The 26,937-nt window shown below is 69.2% G+C and carries 28 protein-coding genes and 1 tRNA gene; 14 read left to right on the top strand and 15 right to left on the bottom strand.

Annotated elements, in window-relative coordinates; genetic code table 11:
* Window positions 1–13 precede the first annotated feature (13 nt).
* On the bottom strand, window positions 14–1,288 hold the full coding sequence (locus ACQUST_RS13435; RefSeq protein WP_435129558.1) for a M20 family metallo-hydrolase: 1,275 nt from the start codon (window positions 1,286–1,288) through the stop codon (window positions 14–16).
* 117 nt (window positions 1,289–1,405) lie between these two features.
* Here ACQUST_RS13435 and ACQUST_RS13430 point away from each other — a divergent pair, with 117 nt between their 5' ends.
* From ACQUST_RS13430 to ACQUST_RS13420, 3 genes are all read left to right on the top strand, one after another.
* Window positions 1,406–1,999: an SRPBCC family protein gene (locus ACQUST_RS13430; RefSeq protein WP_435129555.1), complete on the top strand. Its 594-nt coding sequence runs from the start codon at window positions 1,406–1,408 to the stop codon at window positions 1,997–1,999.
* Between the two features lie 97 nt (window positions 2,000–2,096).
* Window positions 2,097–2,324: a hypothetical protein gene (locus ACQUST_RS13425; protein WP_435129552.1), complete on the top strand. Its 228-nt coding sequence runs from the start codon at window positions 2,097–2,099 to the stop codon at window positions 2,322–2,324.
* Window positions 2,325–2,374: 50 nt separating this feature from the next.
* Entirely contained in the window at window positions 2,375–3,295 is a 921-nt protein-coding gene (locus ACQUST_RS13420) for a DNA-3-methyladenine glycosylase family protein (protein WP_435129549.1), read from the top strand.
* Window positions 3,296–3,343: 48 nt separating this feature from the next.
* Here the strand turns inward: ACQUST_RS13420 and ACQUST_RS13415 are convergent, their stop codons facing one another.
* Entirely contained in the window at window positions 3,344–4,273 is a 930-nt protein-coding gene (locus tag ACQUST_RS13415; RefSeq protein WP_435129546.1) for a sulfide-dependent adenosine diphosphate thiazole synthase, read from the bottom strand.
* Between the two features lie 92 nt (window positions 4,274–4,365).
* On the opposite strand from ACQUST_RS13415, the gene ACQUST_RS13410 reads away from it, so the two are divergent.
* Window positions 4,366–4,890, top strand: coding sequence for a DUF555 domain-containing protein (locus ACQUST_RS13410; protein ID WP_435129543.1), 525 nt, complete (start codon window positions 4,366–4,368; stop codon window positions 4,888–4,890).
* Between the two features lie 126 nt (window positions 4,891–5,016).
* Here ACQUST_RS13410 and ACQUST_RS13405 read toward each other — a convergent pair whose 3' ends face one another.
* The gene (locus tag ACQUST_RS13405; protein ID WP_435129540.1) at window positions 5,017–5,250 is read right to left on the bottom strand and encodes a UPF0058 family protein; all 234 of its coding nucleotides are present in this window, start codon (window positions 5,248–5,250) and stop codon (window positions 5,017–5,019) included.
* A gap of 165 nt (window positions 5,251–5,415) precedes the next feature.
* Here ACQUST_RS13405 and ACQUST_RS13400 point away from each other — a divergent pair, with 165 nt between their 5' ends.
* Window positions 5,416–5,820: a translation initiation factor IF-2 subunit beta gene (locus tag ACQUST_RS13400; RefSeq protein WP_435129537.1), complete on the top strand. Its 405-nt coding sequence runs from the start codon at window positions 5,416–5,418 to the stop codon at window positions 5,818–5,820.
* 14 nt (window positions 5,821–5,834) lie between these two features.
* Here the strand turns inward: ACQUST_RS13400 and ACQUST_RS13395 are convergent, their stop codons facing one another.
* Together ACQUST_RS13395 and ACQUST_RS13390 are read right to left on the bottom strand one after the other, a co-directional pair.
* Window positions 5,835–6,014, bottom strand: a complete 180-nt coding sequence (locus ACQUST_RS13395; RefSeq protein WP_435129534.1) for a hypothetical protein — start codon at window positions 6,012–6,014, stop codon at window positions 5,835–5,837.
* A 188-nt stretch (window positions 6,015–6,202) separates the two neighbouring features.
* Window positions 6,203–7,186 carry a transcription initiation factor IIB gene (locus ACQUST_RS13390; protein ID WP_435129531.1) on the bottom strand — a complete coding sequence of 328 codons (984 nt, stop codon included), beginning with the start codon at window positions 7,184–7,186 and terminating at the stop codon, window positions 6,203–6,205.
* Window positions 7,187–7,484: 298 nt separating this feature from the next.
* Here ACQUST_RS13390 and ACQUST_RS13385 point away from each other — a divergent pair, with 298 nt between their 5' ends.
* Both ACQUST_RS13385 and ACQUST_RS13380 read left to right on the top strand, forming a co-directional pair.
* On the top strand, window positions 7,485–8,111 hold the full coding sequence (locus ACQUST_RS13385; protein ID WP_435129528.1) for a DUF6517 family protein: 627 nt from the start codon (window positions 7,485–7,487) through the stop codon (window positions 8,109–8,111).
* Between the two features lie 51 nt (window positions 8,112–8,162).
* The gene (locus ACQUST_RS13380; RefSeq protein ID WP_435129525.1) at window positions 8,163–8,357 is read left to right on the top strand and encodes a cold-shock protein; all 195 of its coding nucleotides are present in this window, start codon (window positions 8,163–8,165) and stop codon (window positions 8,355–8,357) included.
* A 408-nt stretch (window positions 8,358–8,765) separates the two neighbouring features.
* Here the strand turns inward: ACQUST_RS13380 and thrS are convergent, their stop codons facing one another.
* Window positions 8,766–10,694, bottom strand: a complete 1,929-nt coding sequence (thrS, locus tag ACQUST_RS13375) for a threonine--tRNA ligase (protein WP_435129522.1) — start codon at window positions 10,692–10,694, stop codon at window positions 8,766–8,768.
* Between the two features lie 113 nt (window positions 10,695–10,807).
* Here thrS and ACQUST_RS13370 point away from each other — a divergent pair, with 113 nt between their 5' ends.
* On the top strand, window positions 10,808–12,751 hold the full coding sequence (locus ACQUST_RS13370; protein WP_435129519.1) for a DEAD/DEAH box helicase: 1,944 nt from the start codon (window positions 10,808–10,810) through the stop codon (window positions 12,749–12,751).
* A 135-nt stretch (window positions 12,752–12,886) separates the two neighbouring features.
* Here ACQUST_RS13370 and ACQUST_RS13365 read toward each other — a convergent pair whose 3' ends face one another.
* Window positions 12,887–13,657 (bottom strand): hypothetical protein, encoded by a 771-nt coding sequence (locus ACQUST_RS13365; RefSeq protein WP_435129517.1) that lies wholly within the window; start codon window positions 13,655–13,657, stop codon window positions 12,887–12,889.
* 114 nt (window positions 13,658–13,771) lie between these two features.
* Between ACQUST_RS13365 and ACQUST_RS13360 the strand changes: the two genes are divergently transcribed.
* Window positions 13,772–13,845, top strand: a tRNA-Tyr gene (locus ACQUST_RS13360).
* A 115-nt stretch (window positions 13,846–13,960) separates the two neighbouring features.
* Here ACQUST_RS13360 and ACQUST_RS13355 read toward each other — a convergent pair.
* Window positions 13,961–15,118 (bottom strand): glycosyltransferase family 61 protein, encoded by a 1,158-nt coding sequence (locus ACQUST_RS13355; protein WP_435129514.1) that lies wholly within the window; start codon window positions 15,116–15,118, stop codon window positions 13,961–13,963.
* Between the two features lie 208 nt (window positions 15,119–15,326).
* Window positions 15,327–15,743, bottom strand: coding sequence for a hypothetical protein (locus ACQUST_RS13350; RefSeq protein ID WP_435129511.1), 417 nt, complete (start codon window positions 15,741–15,743; stop codon window positions 15,327–15,329).
* Window positions 15,744–15,849: 106 nt separating this feature from the next.
* Between ACQUST_RS13350 and ACQUST_RS13345 the strand changes: the two genes are divergently transcribed.
* Complete coding sequence (locus ACQUST_RS13345; protein WP_435129509.1) at window positions 15,850–16,443, top strand: NAD(P)/FAD-dependent oxidoreductase; 594 nt, start codon at window positions 15,850–15,852, stop codon at window positions 16,441–16,443.
* A gap of 205 nt (window positions 16,444–16,648) precedes the next feature.
* Window positions 16,649–17,584, top strand: coding sequence for a DMT family transporter (locus ACQUST_RS13340; protein WP_435129506.1), 936 nt, complete (start codon window positions 16,649–16,651; stop codon window positions 17,582–17,584).
* 24 nt (window positions 17,585–17,608) lie between these two features.
* Here ACQUST_RS13340 and ACQUST_RS13335 read toward each other — a convergent pair whose 3' ends face one another.
* The 4 genes from ACQUST_RS13335 to ACQUST_RS13320 all read right to left on the bottom strand — a co-directional run bounded on the left by ACQUST_RS13335 (window position 17,609) and on the right by ACQUST_RS13320 (window position 20,739).
* A complete protein-coding gene (locus ACQUST_RS13335; RefSeq protein ID WP_435129503.1) occupies window positions 17,609–18,103 on the bottom strand; it encodes an SRPBCC family protein in 495 nt (164 codons plus the stop codon).
* 98 nt (window positions 18,104–18,201) lie between these two features.
* The gene (locus ACQUST_RS13330; protein WP_435129500.1) at window positions 18,202–19,245 is read right to left on the bottom strand and encodes a halocyanin domain-containing protein; all 1,044 of its coding nucleotides are present in this window, start codon (window positions 19,243–19,245) and stop codon (window positions 18,202–18,204) included.
* A 51-nt stretch (window positions 19,246–19,296) separates the two neighbouring features.
* Window positions 19,297–20,445, bottom strand: coding sequence for a multicopper oxidase domain-containing protein (locus ACQUST_RS13325; protein ID WP_435129497.1), 1,149 nt, complete (start codon window positions 20,443–20,445; stop codon window positions 19,297–19,299).
* A 111-nt stretch (window positions 20,446–20,556) separates the two neighbouring features.
* Entirely contained in the window at window positions 20,557–20,739 is a 183-nt protein-coding gene (locus ACQUST_RS13320; protein ID WP_435129494.1) for a hypothetical protein, read from the bottom strand.
* Window positions 20,740–21,095: 356 nt separating this feature from the next.
* Here ACQUST_RS13320 and ACQUST_RS13315 point away from each other — a divergent pair, with 356 nt between their 5' ends.
* Window positions 21,096–22,514, top strand: coding sequence for a class II fumarate hydratase (locus ACQUST_RS13315; RefSeq protein ID WP_435129491.1), 1,419 nt, complete (start codon window positions 21,096–21,098; stop codon window positions 22,512–22,514).
* A 24-nt stretch (window positions 22,515–22,538) separates the two neighbouring features.
* Here ACQUST_RS13315 and ACQUST_RS13310 read toward each other — a convergent pair whose 3' ends face one another.
* Both ACQUST_RS13310 and ACQUST_RS13305 read right to left on the bottom strand, forming a co-directional pair.
* On the bottom strand, window positions 22,539–23,570 hold the full coding sequence (locus tag ACQUST_RS13310) for a pyridoxal-phosphate dependent enzyme (protein WP_435129488.1): 1,032 nt from the start codon (window positions 23,568–23,570) through the stop codon (window positions 22,539–22,541).
* Between the two features lie 72 nt (window positions 23,571–23,642).
* Window positions 23,643–24,233 carry an AsnC family transcriptional regulator gene (locus tag ACQUST_RS13305; RefSeq protein WP_435129485.1) on the bottom strand — a complete coding sequence of 197 codons (591 nt, stop codon included), beginning with the start codon at window positions 24,231–24,233 and terminating at the stop codon, window positions 23,643–23,645.
* Window positions 24,234–24,323: 90 nt separating this feature from the next.
* Between ACQUST_RS13305 and gatE the strand changes: the two genes are divergently transcribed.
* Together gatE and ACQUST_RS13295 are read left to right on the top strand one after the other, a co-directional pair.
* Window positions 24,324–26,192 (top strand): Glu-tRNA(Gln) amidotransferase subunit GatE, encoded by a 1,869-nt coding sequence (gatE, locus tag ACQUST_RS13300; RefSeq protein ID WP_435129483.1) that lies wholly within the window; start codon window positions 24,324–24,326, stop codon window positions 26,190–26,192.
* Window positions 26,193–26,331: 139 nt separating this feature from the next.
* Window positions 26,332–26,928 carry a uracil-DNA glycosylase gene (locus tag ACQUST_RS13295; protein WP_435129784.1) on the top strand — a complete coding sequence of 199 codons (597 nt, stop codon included), beginning with the start codon at window positions 26,332–26,334 and terminating at the stop codon, window positions 26,926–26,928.
* Window positions 26,929–26,937: the final 9 nt, after the last annotated feature.

The following is a 26,937-nucleotide window of genomic DNA, read 5'->3' as shown; positions in this document are numbered from 1 at the left end:
GCCCGAAGCCGTTCTACGGTTCGCCGGTGTCGACTGCGCCGGCCGCGTCGGCGAGCGCTCCCGCGAGCACCGTCGTCGCCGCCGCGCAGTCCGCCCAGTCCGTCCACTCGCGGGGGTTGTGGCTGACGCCGTCGCGGCTCGGCGCGAACAGCAGCGCGGCGTCGGTCACGTCCGCGACGTGCATCGTGTCGTGGGCGGCGCCGCTGTGCATGTCCATGGTGTCGACGCCGGCGGCGACGCCGGCGCGGTGGGCGGCGTCCCGGAGCCGTTCGGAGAGCGGCGTCGGCGCCAGGTCGAACGGCCGCGCCAACGACGTTTCGACGCCCCGCTCGCGCTCCAGGCGGTCGAGCGTCTCCCGGACCGCCCCGACGATCGTCTGCATCGACTCGTACTCCACGTCGCGGACGTCGACGCCGGCGTCGACGCGGCCGGGCACCACGTTCGTCGCGTTTGGCGAGACGGTCAGCGACCCGACGGTCCCCACCGCGGAGTCGCTCGTCGTCGCGACGACGTCGTTCGCGGCGCTCTCCACGTCCAACACCAGTTCGGCCGCGGCCGCCAGCGCGTCGGTCCGCTCGTCCATCGGCGTCGCGCCGGCGTGGTTCGCCTCGCCTTCGATTGCGACCTCACAGTGCGTGATTCCGGTGATGGTGTCGACGACGCCGACCGGGACGCCGGCGGCTTCGAGCCGCGTGTCCTGCTCGACGTGGAGTTCGTACCAGGCGTCCCACGCCGACGCGTCGAGCCGGCCGTCGCCGCGGAACCCGATGTCGTCGAGCGCCGCCGCGAGCGTGATTCCGTCGTCGTCGGTCAGTTCGAGCGCGTCGTCGACGCTGCGGTCTCCGACGGCGACCGACGACCCGAGCAGGCCGTCCGCGAACCGCTGCCCCTCCTCCTCCGTGAACGACACGACGACGACGGGCCGGTCCGGTTCGGCGCCGGCCGCCTGCATCGCCCGGACGGCTTCGAGCGCCGCGTAGACGCCGAGCGGCCCGTCGAAGATGCCGCCCTCCGGCACCGAATCCAGGTGGCTCCCGGCGGCGACCGGCGCCGCGTCCGCGTCCGCCGACTCCGGCGCCCACGTCCCCGCGACGTTGCCGACGGCGTCGACCGCGACGTCGAGCCCGGCGTCCTCCATCCGGTCGACGAGCCGCGACCGCGCCGCCCGGTTCGGTTCCGTTCCGCACAGCACCGTCCGGCCGCGTCCCTCCGCGGCGTCGACGTCGCCGAACGCCCCGTTCGCCTCGATGTCGGCTCGGAGCCGGTCCTCGTCGGCTGTGATGTCCATGCGTCGTCTCCGGCTGGCGGACGCTTGGGCCTTTCCGCACCGGCGGCGACGACCGGTGTCGGCCGCCCGGGAGGCGGTGGGAACCGTGAAGTAGCCGGCCGACCGACTTCCCGGCAGATGGACGCCGTCAGCATGAGCACGGTCGTGTTCGCCGACCGGGAAGCGGTGTTCGAGTTCCTGCGGGACTTCGAGGGGTACGGGAAGTACTCAGAGCACGTCCGCGACGTCGACGTGAACGGCGACGGCGACGTCGGCACCGAGTACGCCATCACGTTCGGCTGGTGGAAGCTCACGTACACGGCGCGGTCGCGCGTCGTCGACGTCGACCCGCCGTCGAGCATCCGCTGGGAGATCGTGAAAGACGTCGACGCGCACGGCCAGTGGCGGCTGGAGGCGCTGGACCTCGACGCCGACCGCGACGAAATCGACGACCCGGTCCCGTCGGACGCGACGGCGGCGACGCGGGTCAGCATCGACGTCTCGTTTGACGCCGGGTCGGTCGGCTCCGACGCGCTGGACCTGCCGCTGTTCGTCTCGCTCGACTGGGTGCTCGAACGGGCGAAGCCGCTCGTCGCCCAGCAGGCCGGGCAGGTGCTGCGGCGCGTCGTCGCCGACCTGGAGGGCCGCGAGCGCACGCCGGCGCTGCACGTCCACGAGACGCCCGACTCGGTCGACGTCGACCGGGACGACCTCGACGTCAGCGGGAACTGACTCGGCCGCGGCCCGAGTCGAACCGGCGCGTCGTCCGCGCGGCGCGGCCACAGCACCGAAGAGGGACGCGCGCAAACGGGTCGTCGGTGACTTCCTGATGGACGAAGTGCTCGAAGCGGCGGAACTCGTCGCGGACTCGGGATTCGAAGGCGCGGTCGTCTGGCTGCTCCGCATCGTCGGCGCGCTGCTGGTGCTCGGCGGCCTCGGGCTGTGGCTGCTCACGGAGGCCGGGCTGCTGTGGGTGCCTGCCGTCCTCATCGTCGCCGGCGTGATTCTCGCCGTGGTCCCGCAGCTGCTGCTGTCGCTCGCGGAACTCACCGGCTGAGCCGACCCGAACCGTAAACCGGAACCCCGCGCGGCGACTCCGGTTCGGTGATGGAGACGGGCGCGATTCCGCTGGCGGACGTCGGTGCGTTCGACCTGCAGTCGACCGTCGAGAGCGGCCAGTCGTACCTCTGGGACCGCGCCGACGGCGGCATGTACGAGACCGCGGCCGCCTACGGCGGCGACCACTGGTACGAAACCGTCGTGCCGCCGCTCGACGGCGTCAGCGACGAGCGCACCGTCGTCCGGGTGCGGCAGACCGACGGCCGGCTTGAGTGGGAGTCGACGACCGACGCCGTCCCGATTCTGACGCACCTGCTCAGGCTCGACGACGACCTCGACGCGATTCTCGACGCCGCCCCGGACGACCCGGTCATCGAGCGCGCGATCGAGGAGTTCCGCGGGATGCGGCTCGTCAGAGACCCGCCGTTCGCCTGCCTCGTCTCGTTCATCTGTTCGGCGCAGATGCGCGTCTCGCGCATCCACCGGATGCAGCGCGCGATGGCGGACGCCTACGGCGACACCGTGACGATGAACGGCGACGAGTACGAGGCGTTCCCGACGCCGGCACAGCTCGCGGCGACCACCGAGTCGGACCTCCGCGGCCTCTCGCTCGGCTACCGGGCGCCGTACGTCCGGCGCACCGCGGAGATGGTCGCTGACGGCGACGCGGACCCGGCGGCCGCCGCGACGCTCCCCTACGAGGACGCGCGCGACTACCTGACCCGGTTCGTCGGCGTCGGCGACAAGGTCTCGGACTGCGTCCTGCTGTTCTCGCTCGGCTTCCTCGAAGCCGTCCCGCTCGACACCTGGATTCGGTCCGCCATCGCCGACCACTTCCCCGACTGCGACCGCGGCGCCTACGCCGAGACGTCCCGCGCGATTCGAGCGCGACTCGGCGGCGACTACGCCGGCTACACGCAGACGTATCTCTTCCACTATCTCCGCACCGTCGGCGAAGACGGCGAGTGAGAGCCGGGAACGGAGCCGCTGAACCGCTGGATCTTCGACGCCGCCGACTCAGTCGTCGGCCGAGGTGGGCTGCGGCCCGCGGAGTTCGACCGGGGAGGCGTCGACGCCGAGTTCGTCGAGCGCGACCTCCGCGGCGCGCTTCCCGGAGACCAGCATCGCGCCGAACGTCGGCCCCATCCGGGTGAGCCCGTGGGTGGTGGCGGTCGCGAGCCCGGTGGCGATGAGGCCGTCGTGGACGACGCCGGTCTCCTCGACGACGCGGTCCTCGCTGTCGGACACCCACATCGAGTCGTGGCCGGGCGAGTCGTGGCCGGGCGCGCCGTACTGGTCGCCGGCCGTCGCGTCCATACCGGCGTCGTGCGTCTCGGCGTGTTCGACGCCGGGAGCGTCGACGACGCCGCGTTCGTGCAGTTTGGAGACGACGACCGCTTCGTGGCCCGTCGCGTCGATGACGAGGTCGGCCTCCACGGCGACCGGGTCGACGCAGGTGAGTTCGCGCGGCAGCGCGTGCACCGGCGTCCAGTTCAGGACGACGCCGGCGACGCGGTGGTTCTCGCGGACCACGACGTCCGTGAACTCCGTCATGTTCTGGAGGCGGACGCCGGCGGCGCAGGCGGCCTCGATGAGCGCGGACGCCGCGTGCGGCGCGTCGGCCACCTGCAGCCCGTCGACCTCGTCGCTCTCCTCGTAGGGGACGCCGAGTTCGTCGAGGATGCGGTGGGCCGGCTCCCTGACGGTGAGCTTGTTCATCAGGAAGCCGCCGAGCCAGAAGCCGCCGCCGGGGTAGTTGTTCTTCTCGACGACGGTGACGTCGACGCCGCGGTCCGCGAGCTCTTTCGCGGCCGTGAGCCCGGACGGTCCCCCGCCGACCACGATGACGTCCGTCTCGGTGCCGGCCATGAACTCGTCGTGCCACGAGTCGGCGATTGCGCGGGTGACCTGTGCCTCGCTCGCGTCGCTGAATCCGTCGAAACGCATGCGAATACCTAGTAATATTACTAAATTATAAGCGTTGCTCTCCCGGGGTGGCCGGCCGAACCTTCATACAGCCGGCCATGCTACTTGTGCGCATGGATCGGAGGGTGGTCGTCGAGGCCGCAGTCCCCGTCTACGACGTCGACACGGCCGACGAGGCGCTCCGAATCGCCGTCTCGAAGACGGGCGAGATGCTGAATCCGGACCTCAACTACGTCGAGATCTCGATGGGCAGCCGGGAGTCGCCGTCCGGCGAGGAGCTGCCGCCCGCGTTCGTCGCGGCGGACGAGGCGCTCGTCGCGCTGGAGCTGTCGATGACCGTGTTCAACGTCGAACGCGACGAACACGCCTCCCGAATCGCCCGCAAGGAAATCGGCCAGCGACTCGAGAACATCCCGCTGTCCGTCCTCCGCGTCGAGGACGTCCCCGACGACGAGGACGCGTCCGAGAAGCCCGACGAGACGGACCGGGCGAACGAAGCGGAGGACGGAGACGAAGCGAGACGCGACGAAGTCGGGGGAAGAGACGAAATGGGGAACGACGAGGAATCGGCGAACGGCGACGACACGGACGGGGACGACCTCCTGCCGGAGTTCGAAGAGATGGTCGACGACGGCTAGCGGCCGCGACAGTCACTCATCCCGAGCCGGAGACGAGTCTGTGCCGGGACACGCGGTGGTCGGAACCGGCCGAGCGCCGTGGCCGTGGCTCCCGAAGTTGGCTGCAGCGAGGAGTAGAGAGTTGGTTCAGTCAGCCTGCGCAGCGACGCGCTCGGTCTGGTCGTCTTCCATCGACGATGTGATTCCTTTCGCGAGTTTAAACACGGCCGCCTTGTGGTCCGTCTTCGACCGGTGAATCGAGGTCGGCTTCACGCCGAGTTCCTCGTATTCGGAGAGGTCGAGTTCGGTGTCCCAGTTTGCACATTCGCTTCGTACTTCACTGAGGAGGCCGTGCAGGTGGATGAGTTCCTGCTTCTTCATGGACGAATTCGGGTTGCGACCGTAGGGTTAAAGACTTATCTTGAGGGTCGTTAGCATGCTGCCCGACAGGCTTTCATACGCGGCGTTCAGGATAGGCTAGCGGCTTCTCGAATCGGTCCGCCGAATGCCACGAACGTTTTATGGACGCGGCCCGGACGCGGTCGTATGCAGTACGACGAGATGCTCGATCGCGCCATCGAGGAGTCGCCCGACATCGAGAACGGCGAGTCGCGGTTCGAAGTCCCCGACCCGGACGTCCGCCCCGAGGGCAACGTCACGGTGTTCGAGAACTTCCAGGACGTCGTCGACCGACTCGACCGCGACGAGTCGGACCTGCTCAAGTTCCTGCAGGACGAACTGGGGACGGCCGCTCACATCGACGAGCGGGGCCGCGCGCGACTCACCGGCGACTTCAAGCAGCGCCGCGTCGGCGACGCGGTCGAGGCGTTCACCGACACCTACGTCATCTGTCCGGAGTGCGGCCTGCCGGACACGCGGATCGTGGACGAACGCGGCACGGAGATGCTGAAGTGCGACGCCTGCGGCGCGCTGTCGGCCATCGAAGAGTAACGACGCCTCGCCCGCTACTGGAACTGTTTCAGCGTGTCGAGATCGCGCTCGGTCCGCATGAACTCCGCCATCCGGCGCTCCTCCCCGCACGACGGGCACGTGAACTCGTCGCGGTGCTCGGGAAGCTCGGTGGGGTTCTCCTCCCAGTCTTTCGAACACTCGGGGCACACCAGTCGAACGAATGCGTCGACCATGCTGCACTCGGGTACTCCGGCCACCCAATAAAGCGTTGTGCGAAAACGACTAAGTAGCTGACCGCGGGGGCGTCCCCGCAGCGCCGGCCGCCGGTCCGCCCGAGAGTTCGGGCGACCTCTGGTCGGCATTCCGCCCGCGTCGATCCGTCCGTCCGGGAGCCACGTCCCGAATCAGTCCTCGTCCCGGCTCAGGCATCCGCGTCCTGATCCCCGACGGATTCGGCGGCATCGAGCAGCTCCTTGTACCGGTTCCGGATTGTGACTTCGCTGATACCGGCGACTGCACCGACCTGGCTCTGCGTGAGCTGCTCGTTCGTGAGCAGCGACGCGGCGTACACCGCGGCGGCCGCGAGGCCGACCGGCGACTTCCCGCTGGTCACGCCGGCCTCCTGCGCCGACTTGATGAGGTCGCGCGCCCGCCACTCGCCCTCGTCAGAGAGCCCGAGTTCGGAGGCGAACCGCCCGACGTACTGCGACGGATCCGCCGGCGCGACTTCGAGTTTCAGTTCGCGGACGACGTAGCGGTACGTCCGGGTGAGTTCCATGCGGTCGACCCGGGACACCGCGGTCAACTCGTCGAGGCTCCGCGGCGTGTTCCCCTGTCGGGCCGCGGCGTACAGCGACGCCGACGCGACGCCTTCGATGCTGCGTCCGGGGAGGAGGTCCTCGTCGAGCGCGCGGCGGTAGATGACGGAGGCGGTCTCGCGGACGTTGTCCGGGAGGCCGAGGGCGGACGCCATCCGGTCGATTTCGCCGAGCGCCTGCTTCAGGTTCCGCTCTTTCGAGTCGCGCGTCCGGAAGCGTTCGTGCCACGTCCGCAGCCGCTGCATCTGCCGACGCCGCTCCGAGGAGAGGGCGTTGCCGTAGGCGTCTTTGTCCTGCCAGCCGATGTTCGTCGACAGCCCCTTGTCGTGCATCATGTTCGTCGCCGGGGCGCCGACCCGCGACTTGTCGCCGCGGCTGTCGTTGAACGACCGCCACTCCGGCCCGTGGTCGATGGCGTCGGCTTCGACGACCAGTCCGCAGTCCGCACAGACGGTTTCGCCGTGCTCCTCGTCGGTGCGGAGGGTCCCGCCGCACTCCGGGCAGACGAGTTCGGACTCGCGTCCGGCGGCCTCCGTCTCCTCCCGCTCTGTCCCGTAGCTCCTGATTGTGGTTTCGGTCTCGGTCATGGTGGCTCCGGACTGACGACGCGGTCCCGCGCTCGACGGCGGCCGACGTAGACTGTCCTTACCTACTGTAATCGTCGAAAGTATTTAAACCTTTCTTCCGATGGGGTGCCTGAATTGTCTCATGTGGTTGAATATCGCCGATTATCGCGGCTTTCGCCGTCGCCGCCGGGAGCCGGTCAGGCCCGTCACACAATATAAATGTTTGTCCACGCTTGGAAGTACCGGTGCTTAGTCGTGGATGAACGTCTCTCGGGGACCGGCCACGTCGTTTATGCGGCCGTGTCCGGAAGCCGTCCGTATGCGACGTCGAACGTTGCTGGCGACGGTCGGGAGCGCGTCGGTCGCCGCACTGGCAGGGTGTAGCGGGGCGACGACGTTTCGGGCGAAACCGGCGGGCGTCGAGCAGTCCGCCGTCAACGAGACCGGCTACGAGAAGAAGGGGACGAACGACCGGACCATCTCGCGGACGTTCGCGGGCCAGAAAGTGAAGGTCGTGAACAAGGTGACGACGTACGAGAAGACCATCGACACGATTCTCGGGTCGGTTCGGGCGGGCGTGTTCGCGACGGTGTCGACGCCGGCCGTCGAACTCGCGGGGCAGACGTTCAACCCTGTCGAGTCGTACGGCACGAAGAAGCTCGTCGGCCTCCTCGCCAGCCAGTACGAGTCGATACAGAACCCGACGAAAGCCGGTGAGACGGAGGTCACGATTCTCGGGAGCAGCCACACGGTCGCGCGGTACGAGGCGACGGCGACGTTCCAGGGCCAGGAACTCGACGTCTACATCCACGTCGCCCCGGCCATCGAGGACGGCTCGGACTTCGTCGTCCCCATCGGCGTCTACCCCAAGCAGAACGCCGAGCAGGAGCGGCCGAACACGATGACGCTGCTGAAGAACGTCGTTCACCCGCTCGGCTCGAACTGACCCACAATTATTTACGTGGGTGCTCCGTTACCAAAATCGAGGTTAGTGCGAATGGCGACAGGAACGGTTGCATTCTTCAACGACACGGGCGGATACGGCTTCATCGAAAGTGAGGACGCGGACGAGGACGTCTTCTTCCACATGGAAGACGTCGGCGGCCCCGACCTTGAGGAAGGACAGGAGGTGGAGTTCGAGATCGAGCAGGCCGACAAAGGCCCGCGCGCGAAGAACCTCGAACGGCTGTAATCCACGACACCGCCCCGGTCACCGCGACCAGTGGCACGAACAAGACACTCGGTATTTTTCGGCGACGACGCGGCTCGTGAGTTGCAACTCCGAGAAGGCGCCTGCGTCTTCAGGCGTGAACTGCCGTCGCGAGCGGGCCGCCGCAGTCCGGACAGGTGGCTCTGTACGACAGGACGCTGACCGGCTCGCCGCACTCGTCACAGACGAACGAACGTCTCACCATCCGGTCGGAGAATCGCACCCGGATGTGTTAAATGTTACCACGGGTAGGGGTGGTGCCGCCCGACGCTGCCGCCGCTGAACGCGAGCCATCGCTGACGGCGACCGCCGGAGAGAACCGACGCGCTGTCGAGTCCCGCCCTCTACTCCAGGAATCGCGAGAAAAGCGCGGGCCGTGTGGTTCGGACGCTACTCGGCGTCGATGAAGTCCGGCTCGGTGCGCTTTTCGGCGCGCTCGGACTCCAGGTGTTCGCGGAACGCGGCGGGGTCGACGTCGTCCGCCTCGTTTTCGAACCGGTCGCGGACCGAGATGGTGCCGCTCTCCTCCTCGTCGCCGCCGACGATGACCATATACGGGACGCGGTCGTCGTGGGCGGCCCGAATCTTGCGGCCGACGGTCATGTCACGGTCTTCGACCTCGACGCGGAAGTCGCCGAGCTCGTTCTTGATGCGGTGGGCGTACCCGAGGTTGTCGTCTGAAATCGGGAGGATGCGGACCTGTTCGGGGGCGAGCCACAGCGGGAACCGCCCGGCGAAGTGCTCGATGAGCACCATGAAGAACCGCTCGTAGCTGCCGTACAGCGCGCGGTGAATCATCACCGGGCGGTGGTCGTCGTTGTCCTCGCCGGTGTAGGTGAGGTCGAACCGCTCGGGCATGTTGAAGTCGAGCTGGACCGTCGGGCCGTCCCACGACCGGCCGAGCGCGTCCTCGAACGAGAAGTCGATTTTCGGCCCGTAGAAGGCGCCGTCGCCCGGTTCGAGCCCCCACTCCAGGCTGGACGATTCGAGCACGGCTTCGAGCTGGCTTTCGGCTTGCTCCCACACCTCGTCGCTGCCGACGGACTTCTCGGGGCGGGTCGCGAGGTCGACGGTGACGTCGAGGTCGAACGTCTCGAGCACCTGCTCGATCATCTGCATGATGTTCCGGACCTCGGCTTCGATCTGGTCCGGCTCGACGAACAGGTGGCCGTCGTCGATGGTGAACGCCCACGTCCGCGACAGCCCGGAGAGCTCGCCGCGCTGCTCTTTCCGGTACACCTTGCCGTGTTCGGCGTACCGGACCGGCAGGTCGCGGTAGCTCCAGCTCCCCTGGTCGAATATCGTGGCGTGCCCCGGGCAGTTCATCGGCTTCAGCCCGTACTCCTCCTCGTTGACGTCGAAGAGGAACATGTCGTCCTCGTAGTTCTCGTAGTGGCCCGACTGTTCCCACAGCTCCGTCCGGAACACGTGCGGCGTCTCGACCTCGCCGTAGCCCGCCTCGTCGTTCAGGTCGTTCACGTAGCCTTCGAGCTCCGAGAGCACCGTCTTCCCCGGCGGGTGGTACAGCGGAAGCCCCGGGCCGGTGACCGTCGGGATGGAGAACAGGTCCATCTCCTGGGCGATCTTGCGGTGGTCGCGCTCTTTCGCCTCCTCGCGCATCTCGAGGAACGACTCCAGTTCGGACTCCGTCTCGAACGCCGTGCCGTACACGCGGGTGAGCTGCTGGTTCTCCTCGTCGCCGCGCCAGTACGCCGACGAGATGTTCAGCAGCTTCACGGCGCCGATTTCGCCGGTCGACTCGACGTGCGGGCCGCGACACAGGTCCCGCCAGTCGTCCTGCTCGTAGAACGACACCGGGTCGTCGCCGGCGGCCTCCTCGTGGAGGATGTCGGTCTTGAACGGGTTGTCCTCGAACGTCTCCAGCGCCTCCTCGCGCGGCACGTCCCGCCGCTCGATGTCGTAGTCCGCCTCGATGATGTCGCGCATCTCCGCCTCGATGGCCGGGAAGTCCGACTCGTCGAGGTCGACGCCGGCGACGTCGTAGTAGAAGCCGTCCTCGGTCGGCGGCCCGATGGCCAGTTTGGCGTCCGGGTAGAGCCGCTGAAGCGCCTGTGCGAACACGTGCGCCGCGGAGTGACGCAGCACCTGCAGGTACTCGTCGGACTGGTCCGTGACGATCTCTATCCGCGCGCCGTCGTGGACCGGCGCCGTCTTGTCGACGAGTTCGCCGTCGACGACGCCCGCAATCGTGTCCGACCCGAGCCCCGGGCCGATTTCGTAGGCGACGTCCTCCACCGTCGCATCCGCCGGAACGGAGAGTTCCGAGCCGTCCGGCAGGATGACCGCGATATCGCTCATACGAACCCCGAGTCGGAGAGCGCGAATAAGTCTTGTCGAACTGCGTGACAGAGCACCAGTGCGGGCTCGCCGGAGCGCGACGCCTTTAGGCCGCCGCGCCGTACGCGGCGGTGATGACTGACGACGCCGATTCGCGCTCCGAACGCGCCGACTCGCTTCCCCGGGACGCGGACTCGACCGCGGACGAGGAGCCGGGGAGCGACGCGGACGGGCCGGCCGGAGCGGACGCCGAATCCGCGTCCGCGGACGCCGCGTCGGCGTTCACGATCGACGAGTTCTACGACGCCGTCGAGGACGCCGAGCGACCCGTCCTGACGGCGTCGCAGGTGGCCCGCCGCGCCGAGCTGACGCAGGTGGAGGCGCGCGACGCGCTCGACGCGCTCTCCGACGACGGCGTCGTCGACCGCGTCGACGTCGAGACCGACCCGGTCGTGTTCTACCCGTCGACGTGGGGCGACCTCGCCGAACGCGAGCGGGTCATCCTGTTTCCGGACCGCCGCGAAATCGTCGTCGACCAGCCGACCCAGTACACCCGTGCGCGGCTCTCGCAGTTCGCCCACCTCGTCGACTCCACCGGGACGGACCCGGGGACGCGCGGCTACCTCTACAGGATTCGGCAGGAGGACGTCTGGGCGGCGCCGTTCGACGACCTCACCGAGTTGCTGGCGCGGATGCGGTCGGTGCTCCCGCGGCGGAGCCCGCACCTCGAATCGTGGGTGGAAGACCAGTGGAAGCGCGCCCGGCAGTTCACGCTCCGCACCCACGAGGACGGCTACGTCGTCCTCGAGGCCGCCCGCGAGGAACTGATGGGGAACGTCGCGCGGCAGAAACTCGGCGACGACCACCTCCGCGCGGACATCTCCGACACCGAATCGTGGGTGAACCGCGAGGAACTCGGCGCGGTCAAACGCATCCTCTACGAGGCCGGCTACCCGGTCAGCGACGAGCGCGACCTCGAAACCGGCGACCCGCTCGACGTCGACCTCGACGTCGACCTCCGGGCGTACCAGCGCGACTGGCGCGACCGATTCCTGGAGCAGCGCGCCGGCGTCTTCGTCGGCCCGCCCGGCTCCGGGAAGACCATCGCGGCCATCTCGGTGCTCGCGGCCGTCGGCGGCGAAACCCTGATTCTGGTGCCGTCACGCGAACTCGCCGGGCAGTGGAAGGCCGAACTGCTCGAACACACCGACCTCGACGAGTCGCAGGTCGGCGAGTACCACGGAGGCGAGAAGTCGATTCGGCCGGTGACGGTCGCCACCTACCAGACCGCCGGAATGGACCGCCACCGGTCGCTGTTCGACTCCCGGGAGTGGGGGCTCATCGTCTACGACGAAGTGCAGCACATCCCGTCGGACGTCTACCGGCGCTCGGCGGACCTCCAGACGAAACACCGACTCGGCCTCAGCGCCACGCCGGTCCGTGAGGACGACCGCGAACAGGAGATATTCACGCTCATCGGCCCGCCCATCGGCACGGACTGGGGCGCGCTGTTCGACGCCGGCTTCGTCCAGGAGCCGGAAGTCGAGATTCGGTACGTCCCGTGGCGGCACGACGACGCCGAAAACGAGTGGCGGAGCGCCGACCGGCGCGAAAAGCACCGCGTCGCCGCGCAGAACCCGGCGAAGGCCGACGAGGTCAGGGCGCTCCGCGCCCAGCACGCCGACGCCAAAGCGCTCGTGTTCGTCGACTACCTCGACCAGGGCGAGCGGCTCTCGGAGGCGCTCGGCGTCCCGTTCGTCTCCGGCGAGACGCCCCACCACGTCCGCCAGCGGCTGTTCGAGGAGTTCCGGCAGGGCGACCGGCGGACGCTCATCGTCTCGCGCATCGCCGACGAAGGCATCGACCTGCCGAACGCCGAACTCGCCGTCGTCGCGTCCGGGCTCGGCGGGAGCCGCCGGCAGGGCGCCCAGCGCGCCGGCCGGACGATGCGGCCCGCCGGCTCGGCGATGGTGTACGTTCTCGCGACCCGCGGCACCAGCGAGGAAGACTTCGCGCAGCGACAGATGAACCACCTCGCCGAGAAGGGCGTCCGCGTCCGCGAACGAACCGTCGACTGACGCGCGCTTCCATCGGCCACTTCCACGTCCGACGCGCCCTTCCATCGGCCACTTCCACGTCCGACGCGCGCTTCCATCGGCCCGTCGACTACTACGCCACCGGACGCGGCCCGAACCGACCGCATCCGAACGGCGTCACTCCTCGAACGTCGGCTCGTCCCACCGCTCGTCCGGGTCGACGGCGGAGAGCGCGTGCTCGATTTCGGCCTCGGAGAACTCCGCGTCGTGCAGCAGCATGTTGAGCCGCTGCCACCGCCGGCTCTGTTCGTCCTCGCCCTCCGGTCCGACGCGGGCGCCGTGCGTCTTGAAGAACTGGGCGCCGCGTCCGAGCCTGCTGCCTTCGCCGGTGTGTTTGTCGAACGCGACGTCGTACCCGCCGCCCGGCTCGAAGTCGCCGACCGGAAAGTCCTGTGCGGGCTCGCGTCCCTCCTCGCGGGCTTCGGCGCGCTCCGCCGCGGCGTTTCGGAAGAACTCGTCGGAGTTCGGCGACTCCCGCGACGACCGGGCTCGCGCGCACGCCAGCGCCGCGTGCACCGCGCAGATTCGGCCGCGCCACTCGCTCGGCTCCCAGCGCTCCGTCGCCAGTTCCTCGTACCGCTCCACCAGCAGCGCCGCGTCGTCGCCGGCGCGCAAGTCCTCCACGACGTAGAGGTTCAGCCGGTCCCAGAGGTTCCAGCCGAACCCGGAGCGCGCGAGTTCCCACGCCGCCCACGCCGCGACCTGCTCGTCGCTCCGACGCACCGCCTTCTGCAGCAGGCTCGACACCGCGAACCGGTTGTAGCCGCCGTCCGTCTCGTCGCTGTCTTTCGGCTCCCCGAAGTCGTTCGTCCCGTCGGCGTCCGGCTCGCGGTCCGAGAGCTCACCGTCCGCCCCGAACGTGACCTGCCGGCTCTCGTCGTCTGTCATGCCCGACCGTTCACGGCCGCGCCGATAAACCCCGCGACGGCAGCGTGGTTCGCCGTACCGAACCGGTGGTGAATGAGAATCCTTAAGTCCAGCAGCGGCGCAGATGGAGACAGACCGGCCTTAGCTCAGCCTGGTAGAGCAGCCGACTGTAGATCGGCTTGTCCCCCGTTCAATTCGGGGAGGCCGGACTCCCCTTATCCCCGAAGACGTCGTCGACCACGGCCCAGTATTGGATTCTGTCTGAACTGATTCATGTTCCCCGTTTAGCGACGCTTCGAGGACCCCGGTCGGGTCGGCTGTCGGTCAGCAGTGATGCTCGCTCTCAAGCCGATTCAGGACCGATTCGAGTTTGTCGAGGTCGACGCGCATGTCGAGCCCGTCGGGTTCGCACAGCAGGAACGCGTTCGTGAACCCGAGCGCGTCCGCGAGGACGGTGTAGCACGTGTTGATGTCCGACCCGTACAGCGTCACGACCGTGGCGTCCGTGGCGTAAATCATGTTCGTCAGCCCCGCGCCCATCGGCGCGACGATGTACTCCGCGTTCGCGAACAGCTGCACCTGCTCTTCGACCGACAGCTCCTCCAGAACGTACTTTTCGAACCCGCGTTCGGACAGGACCTCCATGAGCGCCGGTCGGTTCGTGACGCGGCGAGCATCCGCCTGTTCGCGCGAGATGAATATCCGGTTCCGCTGGTCCGTATCCGGCGACACCCGCCTCGTAATCTGCGTGGCGAGCCAGCGATACGCCTCGGGCGAGAAGACGAATCCTGTCTCGTCGGCCGTCAGCGACGTCTCCCTGCGGAGTGACGGGACGACGAGGCGGTCGACGTCGACCCGGCCGCCGCGCCACTGCCGCCACCGGTCCTCGTCGACGCCTGCAAGTTCCAGGGACTGACGCATCCACGTGGACATGTCCGGCGGAACGAGTACGTCGGGTTCGACGTCGAACTCCGCCTCGTATCGGCGGAGCCCTTCGAGTCGGAGGAGGTAGTCCGAGTACCAGTGATAGTATCCGTGCGTCCAGGGACCGACGAGTGACACGACGGTGTCGAGCCGCCGCTCGGCCGTCCGCCGCACCGGAAGTACCCCGTTCGTGGCCGCTCTGAGGACGCTGAGCGAGAACTGCTCGGGCGACCCGACCGAGTTCTCCAGCAGCGGGCCGTCGCCGGTCAGCGCCATCGCGTCCGGCCCGACCAGTTGGACGTCGCTGAACTCCGCCACGAACGGGCGGCTGATTCGGATTCGGCCGAGCTTTCGAGCCATCTTCTCGGGAGGGTCGTCCGGAGAAATCGGGTCGTCGAACGTGAACGCCTCCGCATCCCCGAACCGCCACACCCGTTGCGCGACCTCCTCGTGGTCGTCCCGTGTGACCGCCAAAGCACCGATGGCTGCGGTGGCCGCCCCGCTCCCGACGACCCTGTCGACGGAGCGTGCGGCGTAATACCGGAGCAGTTCGCTCATTGTCGCTCAGTTGGACGAGCCCCGATTATAGCTTTTCACCCGCAGCCGTGGACGGACTCTACGCGTCTCGCCCGGGGGAGGGAGCCGGATAATTCGGAGTTCGCGCAGGGTGGCGCGAGGTGGGTCGAGAGACGAGTGGGCGGGGAAGCGGAGCGGTGGAGGGTAGAGTGGCGGGGCTGCGAAGCCGCGGACGAGCGGTCGGCGCCCGTCATTCGGCCGGTATCCAGGACTCGTGGAGGTGCACCCACTCGACGCCGTTCGGTGCGGCTTCGGCGGGCCGGAACAGCGCGGTGGAGCGCCGGCCGGTCCGGTCGCCGTCGTCGCGCTGCCACTCCTCGTAGGTGAGGAGGCAGTGGTCGTCGCCGTCGTCGCGGACGGTGAGCCGCTCGATGCTGATTTCGAACGGGGGGACGGACCCGGACTTCGACGCGTGCGCGCTGCGGAGCGTCGAGAGCACGGAGTCCTTGTCGCGGCGCTCGCTGCGCGGCGTAATCAACCGAAAGTCGTCGGCGAGCGCGGCTTCCGGGTGGTCGAACGCGGTCTCGGGGAGGCGGCCCGCGAACCAGTCTTCGATGAAGTCGTGGAGCGCTTCGACCTCCGACTCGGCGTCGTCCGCCACTGACATATCGGCGCTACGGCCGGCTCCGTCATCAACGTACGCAATCCGTCGTCCGGCCGTGCGCATCGCCGCTGCGACCAATTTTATACCGGCGGCGACGCGACGTATACATATGGTACATGTAGCAGTTGTCGGTGGCGGCCCCGCTGGGCTGTCGGCAGCACTGTTCGCGGCGAAGAACGGCCTCGACGTGACGGTGTTCGACACCGACGAGACGTGGATGCACAAGGCGCACCTGTTCAACTACCTCGGCGTGGACTCCATCGACGGGAGCAGCTACATCGACGTCGCGCGGAAGCAGGCCGAACGGTTCGGTGCCGACCTGAAGCAGGGGACCGAGGTCACCGACGTGTCGACGGCCGACGGCGGATTCTCGGTCGCCGCCGGCGACGAAGAACTCGACGCTGACTACGTCGTGCTCGCGACCGGCGCGAACCGTGACCTCGCCGAGGACCTCGGCTGTGAGACGACCGACGACGGCGTCGTGGACGTCGACGTGACGATGGAGACCAGCGTCGACGACGCTTACGCCACCGGCGCGATGGTCCGGGCCGAGGAGTGGCAGGCGGTCATCTCCGCCGGCGACGGGGCTGCCGCCGCGCTCAACGTCCTGACGAAGGAGAAGGGCGAGCACTACCACGACTTCGACGTGCCGGCCGACGCGGACGCGGTCGCCGAGTCGCTGACGAACGAACTCGACGACTAAGCCGGTCGCCGGCCGTCGGTCGCACGGCATCGACCGTCGGCTCGTTCTCGCGAACGTTCAAATCAGATGGGGCGTCCAGTCGCCGGTGTGACCTGACGGTTCGACGGTCGGCGCTCCGCGGTTGTGCGGCACTGCCCCGACCGAGCAGCCCCTGCCGCCTGTCCGCTACCGCAAAGCCTACCGAGGAACCGGGATAGCAGCGCCTGTGTCCCGCCTCGTCGCCGCCGGTCGCCTCGAAGAGCGCGTCCCGCCGCACGTCGCGCTCGTCGTCGCGATACTAGCGGTTTCGACGAGCGCCGTCCTCGTCGAGTGGAGCCGCGCCCCGAGCCTGGTGAAGGCGCTGTACCGCGTCGTGTTCACGACCGCGTTCCTCCTCCCGGTCGCGCTGTATCGGTCGACGGACCGCGCGGCGTTCACCGAGATTCGGCCGCGCGACCTGGGGGTCGCCGTCGCGTCCGGGGTCGCACTCGCGATTCACTTCGCGTCGTGGTTCGAGAGCCTGCGGTGGACCAGCGTCGCCGCGAGCGTCACGCTCGTCCAAGCCCAGCCGCTGTTCGTCGCGGCCGGCGCGTGGGCGTGGCTCGACGAGCGCGTGACGCGCCGCACCGCGGCGGGCATCGCGGTCGCAGTCGTCGGGATGCTCGTCATGAGCGGCGGTGATCTACTCGCCGGCGCCGCGTTGACCGGGAAGCGGCCGCTGTACGGGAACGCGCTCGCGGTGCTCGGCGCCGTCACCGCGGCGGGCTACGTGCTCGCCGGCCGGTCGCTCCGACAGCGACTCCCGCTGCTGCCGTACGTCACCGTGGTCTACGTCACCTGCGCCGCGGCGCTGCTCGCGGCGACGCTGACCCGTGGGTATCCGCTGTTCGCGTATCCGCCCCGGGAGTGGCTGCTGTTTCTCGCCATGGCCGCGGGTCCCGGGCTGTTCGGCCACACCGTCCTGAACTGGGTGCTCGCGCACGTCGAATCGAGCGTCGTTTCCGTCTCTCTCCTTGGGGAGCCGGTCGGTAGCACGCTGCTCGCGGCGCTGCTGCTCGCGGAGTATCCGACGCCGGTGACGCTGCTCGGCGGCGCGGTCGTCCTCTTGGGCGTCTGGCTGACGGCGTCGGCTCGACGAAGTGCGGATGCGTCCGCGGAGTGACCGGGTTCACCGGGCGGATGTGCGCTATTCGAGCAGCTGCTTCGTCCGTCTGTGCCGGTCCCGGAACATCGGTTCGAATCCGACGACAGCGAGCGGGCTCACCGCGTCGCCGACCGGGCCTCCGGGAAGCGCGTACGTCACTTCGTCGACGATGATGGTCTCGCCGTCGACGCCGAAGAACCGGTGAGCGTGTCGCCAGTACGGGAACGGGCCGCCGTTCATCTCGTCGACGAAGTAGGCAGCGTCGTCGTCCCGCACTCGTTCGACGATTTCGGTTTTCCAGTGCTGCCGGGGACCGACGCCGAACGGTCGGATGCTGAGTTCGACCCGCGTTCCGGCGTCCAGCACCGACTCGGACCTGTCGGACTCGTCCACCTCCGGCGACTCGTCGTCTGCCGATTCGCGGTCGTTCGGCCGCTCGACGCCGTGAACCCGGAGGTTCATGAACGACGGAGTCAGCGCTTCGAGACCCGCTATCCGGGAGTGAAACGCCCACACCTCGTCCAGCGGCGCGGCCACACGCGTGGCGCGACGGTACGTGTTCACAGGGAGGTGTTCGCGGGCCGGATAGAAACAGTCACCGGCGGTGGACGCCCGGGTGCAGCCGTCGTGCCGGGTCAGTCTCGCCGGCGGCCGGCGTCGGTCGCCGCGTCGCGCGCGCCGAAGGCGAAGACGCCGAGGAGCGCCCCCGCGAGGCCGATCCCGCCGGCGAGCGTAAGCAGGTCTCGGAGGTCGGAGCCGGAGCCGCTCGCCGACCCTCCGCTTCCGCCGACCACGACGGCGCCTTTCATCCCCATCGCCTTGTGCGGGACGCAGGCGTACTTGTGGACGCCCCGTGACTCGAACGTATGCTCGAACGTGAACCCCGACTCGCCCGTGAGTTTGCTCTCGAAGCTCCCGTCGGCCGCGGCGACGTTGTGGCTGCTGCCCTTCCCGGTCCACTCCCAGACGACCGTGGTTCCGGGGTCGACGCGGACGGCCGCCGGACTGAACGCGAAGTTCCCGCCGTTTCCGGCGGCACCGACCGAAATCGTCACGCGCTGCTGGCCGGTCTTGTCGACGGTGCCGTCGAAGTTGCTGACGTTGCTGAACCAGTCCCCGTACTCTGCGGCGACCTGCTGTTCGGTCGTCTGCCCGGTCGCCTCTGCGGTCGAGTCGGCCGTCGTGGTGGCCGCGCTGCCGCCTGAGTCCGGGTTGCCGACGACGACGGCGCCTTTCATCCCCATCGCCTTGTGCGGGACGCAGGCGTACTTGATGATGCCCTCCGACTCGACGGTGTACGAGAACGTCGCGCCGGCTTCGCTGAGCAGGTCGCTCTCGAACGCGCCGGCTTCGTCGACGACGTTGTGCGGGCTTCCCTTCCCGGTCCACTTCCAGACGATTTTCGTCCCTGGGTCGACGCGGACGGCCGCCGGAGCGAACGCGAAGTTCCCGCCGTTTCCGGCGGCGCCGACGGTGATGGTCACGGTTTTCTGGCCGGTCTTGTCGACGGTGCCGTCGAAGTTGCTGACGTTGTCGAACCAGCCGCCGTAGTCGGGGCCGCTCTGGCTCTGTGCAGCTGCGGTGCCGGCTGCGCCGGTGAGGACGCCGGCGGTCGCGGCGCCGGCTGCGCCGCGGAGGACTGTACGCCGCGTGACGGGTCGGGTCTGTGAGGTCGTCATTGTCTCGAAATTAGTGTTGTCGTCGGTGGCAGCTGTCCGGTGGTAATTCGATTACTGCTGGTAGCCGGCGTACTCCATCAGTTTGCTGAAGATGTCGGTCTTCATCGCCTCCTTGTAGACGACGCCGGAGAGCATCCCGCCCGGGTAGGAGTTCCCGTTCATGACGTGGTTCACCTTGTGGCAGTGCATGAGGTAGATGCCGGGGTCGGCGTCGGCGGTGAACTCGATGGTGTGCCGCTCCGCCGGGGCGACGTTGGAGACGTCCATCTCGTGCTGGGCGGCCTCCGGAATCTGGCCGCCGTCCTTCTCGACCCGGCGGAACCGGTGGTTGTGGATGTGCAGCGGGTGGCTCATGTAGCCGCCGTTGACCCAGTGCACCCGGACGGTGTCGCCCTGTTCGACCAGAATCGGCGACCCCTTCTCGGGGTGGAGCGTCCGCGGCGCCACCTTGCCGTTGACGGTGAACACGTCGGGGTTGCGGTTCCGCGGACTGTAGGAGACGTTCTCGCCGGCCATCATCCGGTTGAGCCGCGAGTCCCACTCCTTGACCGTCATGAAGTACTCCTTGTCGGCCTCCTCGTACCCCTTCGGGTCGACGCGGAAGATGCCGTACATCCCCATGTCGATGTGGCGGTGGGTCTGGAAGTGGCAGTGGTAGAAGTGGGTGCCGGGGACGTTCGCGGGCACCGTGTACGTGTGTTTCTCACCGGGGGCGACGCTGATGCCGGTGGTGGTCGGGACGCCGTCGTCCTTCCACGCCTTCTGGACGCCGTGGAAGTGGACCGTGTGCGGCCGCTTCCCGTCCGTGTTGTCGAGCGTGACCTCGATGTCGTTCCCCTCCGTCGTTCGGAGAATCGGCCCGGGGACGCTCGGGTCGCGGTCGTCCGCCTGGAACGCCCACACCCGGGGCAGCTTCACGGGGCCGCCCATCGAGTCGAGCGGATGCGCCTCGTGGACCGCGGGCTGGGTTTTCAGCGTCACCTTGTTCCCCTGTTCGTCGACGTTGACGACCTCTGGCGGCGCGGTCGTCGGCAGGTCCGCCGACGTCTGGGCGGCGGTCGGCGAGTCGCTCGTCTTTGTGCTCGCGCGGCTCGTGGGCGCCTGACAGCCGGCGAGCGCCGCCGCGCCGGCGCCGCCAGTTGCCGCAACGAATTCGCGTCGAGATAGACCTGTTCCGGGTGCGCCGATGCGCTCTCTCATGGGACAGGTGGGTCTACACTACCGACTGAAATAGCGGGTCGGGCCAGTTCCTGCGGCGTGAGAAGGCAACCGAACATGTTCGCCTGCTGCCCCGGGAAGGGGGCGGCGAGGTTATCGCCGGAGGGCCGTCGATCCGACGACGCCGACGGCGGCGCCGAGGGTGAACGCGGGGTAGGTCGCGAGGACCATCGCGACGGGGAACGCGGCGGTGACGGCGACGGCGACCGTCAGGTTCGTCGAGGGGCGAGCGGTGTCTGCGTCGGTGCTGCTGAACGCGGGGGTGTATCGGAGCATCGTCTCTGGGGAGATGGGGTCGGTCGACGGCGGTACAACAGGGGTGGCGCGCCGTCACTCAGCGGGCGAGTGGTGCGACGCGCGCACTGCTGGTCCGGTCCGGCCGCCCGTCCGGGATGGAGCGGGCGAGCCGGCGCCAGCCAGCGAACAACGGAATCGTGGTGTGCACGTCGTCGTCACCTCCGCTTCAGTCGTCAGCGCCCCGTCACTTCAACGTGAGTATACCACGGTAACGAGGAACACGGGCGTCGCTCGTGCGGCGCGGTGCGGTGCGAGCGGACGGGACGCCACTGGCCGAACCCGGGTTCGACGGCGGACCACACCCTTTTAGGAGCGATGACACCGACCCCCCGGGTATGAGCGAGGACTCCGACGAGTTCCGGACGGAATCGGACAGTCTCGGCGAGATGCAGGTGCCGGCGGACGCCTACTGGGGCGCACAGACGCAGCGAGCGCTGGAGAACTTCCCCATCTCGGGCATCACGTTCCCGCGGCGGTTCGTCCGCGCGCTCGGCGTCGTCAAGAAGGCGGCCGCGCGCGCCAACAACGACCTGGGCCACCTCGACGACGACGTCGCCGCGGCCATCACGGACGCCGCGGACGAAGTCATCGCCGGCGACCACGACGACCAGTTCCCGGTCGACGTCTTCCAGACCGGCTCCGGCACGTCGTCGAACATGAACGCGAACGAGGTCATCGCGAACCGCGCCGCCGAACTCATGGGCGAGGCGGTCGGCGACCGCGTCGTCCACCCGAACGACCACGTGAACTTCGGGCAGTCGAGCAACGACGTCATCCCGACCGCGATGCACGTCGCCGCGCTCGAAGCCGTCGAGAAGGACCTGCTGCCGGCGCTCGAAGAACTCCACGCCGCCCTGGAGGAGAAGGAGTCGGAGTTCGACGGCGTCGTCAAGACCGGTCGAACCCACCTGCAGGACGCGACGCCGGTCCGGCTCGGCCAGGAGTTCGGCGGCTACCGCGCGCAGGTCCAGAAGGGCATCAAGCGCGTCAACGACGTCCGGTACCACCTCCGCGAACTCGCGCTCGGCGGCACCGCCGTCGGCACCGGCCTGAACACGGACCCCGAGTTCCCGGAGCTCGCCGCGGAGTACATCTCCGAGGAGACGAACACGCAGTTCCGCGAGGCGGACAACCACTTCGAGGCGCAGGCTGCCCACGACGCCATGTCGGAGGCGCACGGCGCGCTCCGCACGGTCGCCGGCAGCCTCAACAAGATCGCGAACGACCTGCGGCTGCTCGCCTCCGGGCCGCGCAACGGACTCGGCGAAATCGAGCAGCCCGAGAACCAGCCCGGCAGCAGCATCATGCCCGGGAAAATCAATCCGGTCGTCGCCGAGGCGGTGAATCAGGTCCACAAGCAGGTCGTCGGGAACGACGCCGCCGTCTCCGCCGGCGCCGCGGAGGGCCAGATCGACCTGAACCTCTACAAGCCGGTGTTGGCGCACAACTTCCTGGAGTCCGCGGCGCTGCTCGCGAACGCCAGCGGCGTCTTCGCCGACCGGTTCGTCGCGAAACTGGAGGCCAACGAGGAGCACTGTGAGACGCGCGTCGAGCAGTCGATGGCGCTCGCCACCGCGCTCAACCCCGCCATCGGCTACGACAAGGCCAGCGAGGTCGCGAAGACGGCGATGAAGTCCGGGAAGACCATCCGCGAGGTCGTCCTCGAGAAGGGCTACCTGACCGAGGAGGAGGCCGACGAGGTGCTCGACCCCGAGAAGATGACCCACCGCGGCATCCTCGGCGACGAGGAGTAACGCTCACCGGGCCCCGTTTTCCGGTCAGTCGTCGCTGTTCTCGTCACCGAACTGCTCGTCCGCGTCGACGGCGTCTCGCCACATCGTCTCCGGGTAGCGGTCGCCGCGGTCGGCGAGCAGAATCACGACCACGTCGTCCGCGTCGAGTTCTCCCCGTTCGGCCAGCCGGGCCGTGAGCGCGGCTGCTGCGCCCGACGACTCGCCGACGAGGAAGTCGCCGTCGACGCGGAGCCGGTCGCGAACCGCCGCCTCGTCGTGTCGGCCGGTGCGGTGGATTCGCGGGTCCTCGTCGGCGTAGCGGTCGCGGAGCCGCCGCCCCCAGTCGTGGGCGTCGTCGCCGCTGACCGTGTACTCGTCGTCGAGCAGCGCGCGCTCGAACGCCTCGGTCGGCTCGCCGTGCGCGCCGGGGCGGTGGCGGAGCCCCTCGATGCCGTGGACCGCCGCCGGTTCGAAGCCGACGGCGCGAGTCCCGTCCGGGAGCACGCGGGCGACGCCGGTGGCGGTCCCGCCGGTGCCGACGCCGAGCACCGCGGCGGTGACGTCGCCGTCGGTCTGCGCGACGATTTCCCGTCCCGTCCGCTCGTGGGCGGCCGGGTTCGCCGGGTTGACGTACTGGTTCGGGAAGTAGTAGCGTTCGCCGTGCCGGTCGCACAGTTCGCGGGTCCGCGATATCTTCGCGAAGTACGGCAGCGACGGGTCGACGAACCGGACGGTCGCGCCGGCGTCGCGGATCGCGGCGACCTTCCCGGCGCCGACGTCAGACCGGGCGACGATTTCGGCGTCGTAGCCGCGGGCGGCGGCGACGCGCGCCACCGCGGACCCGGTGTTTCCGCTCGACGGCTCGATGACCGTCGCGTCGCCGTCGAGGTCGCCGCGGCGCTCCGCCCGGTCCAGCATCGACACGGCGATTCGGGACTTGACGGTGCCGCCGAGCGGCGCGTCCGGGAAGTTCAGCCACTCCACCTTCCCGTACACCGTCGGCGCGACGCCGAGGTCCAGTTCGACGAGCGGCGTGTCACCGACCGCCGACACCTCGTACTGCGCCGGGCCGCTCATGGCTCCCGCATCGGCGTCGACCCGGAAATCGGTGTGGGCCGCCGACTCCCCCGCGGTCGCCGCGGCGTCCCGTCAGACACCGTCTTCGAGCCGTTCGTACCGCTCCTCGTACCGGGCCTTGCAGGTGGGGCAGCAGAACTGCCGGAGGTCGCCGCCGATTCGGGCGGTGACGCCCTCGCTGGTGACGGTGTTGCCGCACTCGGCGCAGCTCAGTTCGAACCCGGTGGCGTCGACGCTCGGCGTCCAGTCGACGTCGGAGACGAGGTCGACCGCGTAGTCGCGGACGCCGTCGTCGCCGACGACCGACTCCACCCACTCGTGGACCGCGTCGTGGTCGAGGCGGACGAACGCGACGACGTCGCCGTCGGCGGTCGTGAACAGGTGCTCCACCTCGTCGGCGTCCCGCAGCGCGTCGGCGGCGTCGTCGACGCGGTCGGGTCGCAGGTCGAATCGGAGCAGCATCGGGACGCCGCCGCGGAGCGTCGACCGGTCGACGTCGATGGTGAATCCGCGGATGACGCCGGCCTCCCGGAGCCGGGACACGCGGTCGGAGACGGCGGGCGGCGACAGGTCGACCGCGTCGCCGATTTCGCTGTACGGCCGCCGGCTGTCCTCCGCGAGCAGCCGGAGAATCCGGGCGTCTGTCTCGTCGAGGTCGCGCATACCGACGGTTCGACGGAGCCGCGGAAATGCGTTCCGTCGCGGGCGCCGCGACTCACACCCTTTTTGCCCCCGGCCGCCGCAGCACCGCTAATGACCGACCGCGACTACGACTCGCTGGGGCTGGTCGCCGGGCTGGAGATCCACCAGCAGCTCGACACGGCAACGAAGCTGTTCTGCGAGTCGCCGACGACGCTGCGGGAACCGGAGGAGGCCGACCGGACCATCACGCGCTACCTGCACCCGACGAAGTCCGAACTCGGCGAAATCGACGAGGCGGCGCTCGAAGAGTCACAGGTCGACCGCGAGTTCGAGTACCTCGCGTACGACACGACCTGCCTCGTCGAGGAGGACGACGAGCCGCCGCGGGAGGTCGACGGGGAGGCGCTCGACGTCGCGATGCAGATCGCGGACCTGCTCGACGCGACGGTCGTCGACCAGGCGCACGTGATGCGGAAAATCGTCATCGACGGGTCGAACACCTCCGGGTTCCAGCGGTCGATGCTGCTGGCGCGCGACGGCGAACTCGACACCGAGTACGGCCCCGTCGGCGTCGAGGACATGATGCTCGAAGAGGAGTCCGCCAAACGCGTCGAGGAGACCGACGACGGCGTCCGCTACTCGCTCGACCGGCTCGGGATTCCGCTGGTCGAAATCGGGACGAAGCCGGACATCTCGTCGCCGGCGCAGGCGCACGCCGCCGCCCAGCGCATCGGCATGCTGCTCCGGTCGACCGGCGCCGTCAAGCGCGGCCTCGGCACGATTCGGCAGGACGTGAACGTCTCCATCGCCGACGGCGCCCGCGTCGAAATCAAGGGCGTGCAGGCGCTCGACCAGATACGGGACCTCGTCGAACTGGAGGTCGACCGGCAGGTCGAACTGGTCGACGTCGCCGAGGAGCTCCGCGACCGGGACGCCGCCGTCGCCGACCCAGTCGACGTCACGGACGTCTTCGCCGACACCGACTCCGGCGTCATCGCCGGCGCGCTCGACGACGGCGGCGTCGTGAAAGCAGTGCGGCTCGACGGCTTCGACGGCCTCGTCGGCCGCGAGATTCAACCGGACCGCCGGCTCGGCACGGAGCTGTCGGACCACGCGAAGCGGCACGGCGCCGGCGGCGTGTTCCACACCGACGAACTGCCGGCGTACGGCGTCACCGCCGACGAGGTCGTGGCGCTCCGGGACGCCGTCGACGCCGACACCCGGGACGCGGTCGTGCTGGTCGCCGACGACCCCGAAACCGCCGAGCTCGCCATCGACGCCGCCGCCGAGCGCGCCGCCGCCGCCATCGACGGCGTCCCGGAGGAGACGCGCGCCGCGAACGACGACGGCACGACGCGGTACATGCGCCCGCTGCCCGGCGCGGCGCGGCTCTACCCGGAGACTGACGTCCCGCCGGTCGAACCGGACCCCTCCGAGGTCGAGAAGCCGGAGCTGCTCACCGAGAAGGTCGACCGCTACCAGGAGGAGTACGGCCTCGACGCCGGCCTCGCCGAGCAGGTCGCGTACGGCCGCCGGATGCCGCTGTTCGAGGAGGCCGTCGCCGAGGGCGTCGACCCGACGTTCGCCGCGACGACGCTGGAGTCCACCGTGACGGAGCTCCGCCGCGACGACGTCCCGGTCGGCGAACTGACCGACGAGCACTTCCTCGACGTGTTCCGGCTCGTCGAGGAGGGCACGCTCGCGAAGGAAGGCGTCAACGAGGTGCTGACGACGCTCGCCGAGCAGCCGTCGCTGACCGCCGAGGAGGCCATCGAGGAGGCCGGTCTCGGCGGCGTCACTGAGGAGGAGGTGCGTGAAGCCGTCGCCGAAGTCGTCGACCGGAACGCCGAACAGGTCGAATCCGAGGGGATGGCCGCCTTCTCCGCGCTGATGGGCGAGGCGATGGGCGCGCTCCGCGGAAAGGCCGACGGCGAAGTCGTCTCCGACGCGCTCCGCGACGAGATTCAGCGCCGGCTCTGAACCGCCCGCCCCACCGGATTCGCCGAGCAACTCGGTCGGTGCGTCGCCGGCTCGGCGCTCTGTGAACCCGTACCGTTTTATTCGCGACCCGTCGAGGGTCGGTGTGCGCGTCCAAGAGGAACTGGCGAACCCGTTCGGGATGGACGAGGGCTGTGAGAACTGCCCGGAACTCGCGTCGTGCCGCGACGACGTCGTCCACGGCTACGGCGACGCCGGCGGCGACGTCGTCGTCGTCGGCGAGACACCGACGGCGGCGGCGGAAGCGCGCGGCGTCCCGTTCACGGGCGACGGCGAGGGCCGGCGGCTCCAGCGGATTCTCGGCGACCTCGGGCTGTCGCGCTCGCCGCCGGACGCCGCGGAGCCGAACCTGCAGAACGTCTACCTGACGTACCTGACGCGGTGTCGCCACCCGGACCGGGCGGCGACGACGGAGGAGGAGCGCGCCTGCGAGCCGTACCTGAACGCGGAGCTCCGCATGATAAACCCCGAACTCATCGTGCCGGTCGGGCAGCGGGCGCTGGAGGCGCTCGCCGTCGAGTACACGACGCGGGCGCCGTCGGACTTCGACGCCGAGGCGGAGCACGCGACGACGGTGCGCGGCCGCGGCTTCGAACTGCTCCCGATGAAGGCGCTCGGCGACCTCACCGACGCGGACGCCGACGCGTTCGTCGAACACGTCACGGAGAACGTCTTCTCGCGCGACTACCGGCAGACGAAGGGGCGTCGGAGCCGCTGAGCCGCGGGA

It is taken from the genome of Halobaculum sp. D14, from assembly GCF_051195135.1.
In the GTDB taxonomy this organism is placed as follows: Archaea; Halobacteriota; Halobacteria; order Halobacteriales; family Haloferacaceae; genus JBNTKA01.
Note: the sequence above shows the minus strand (reverse complement) of the source record. Positions and strands in the feature narration are given on the sequence as shown.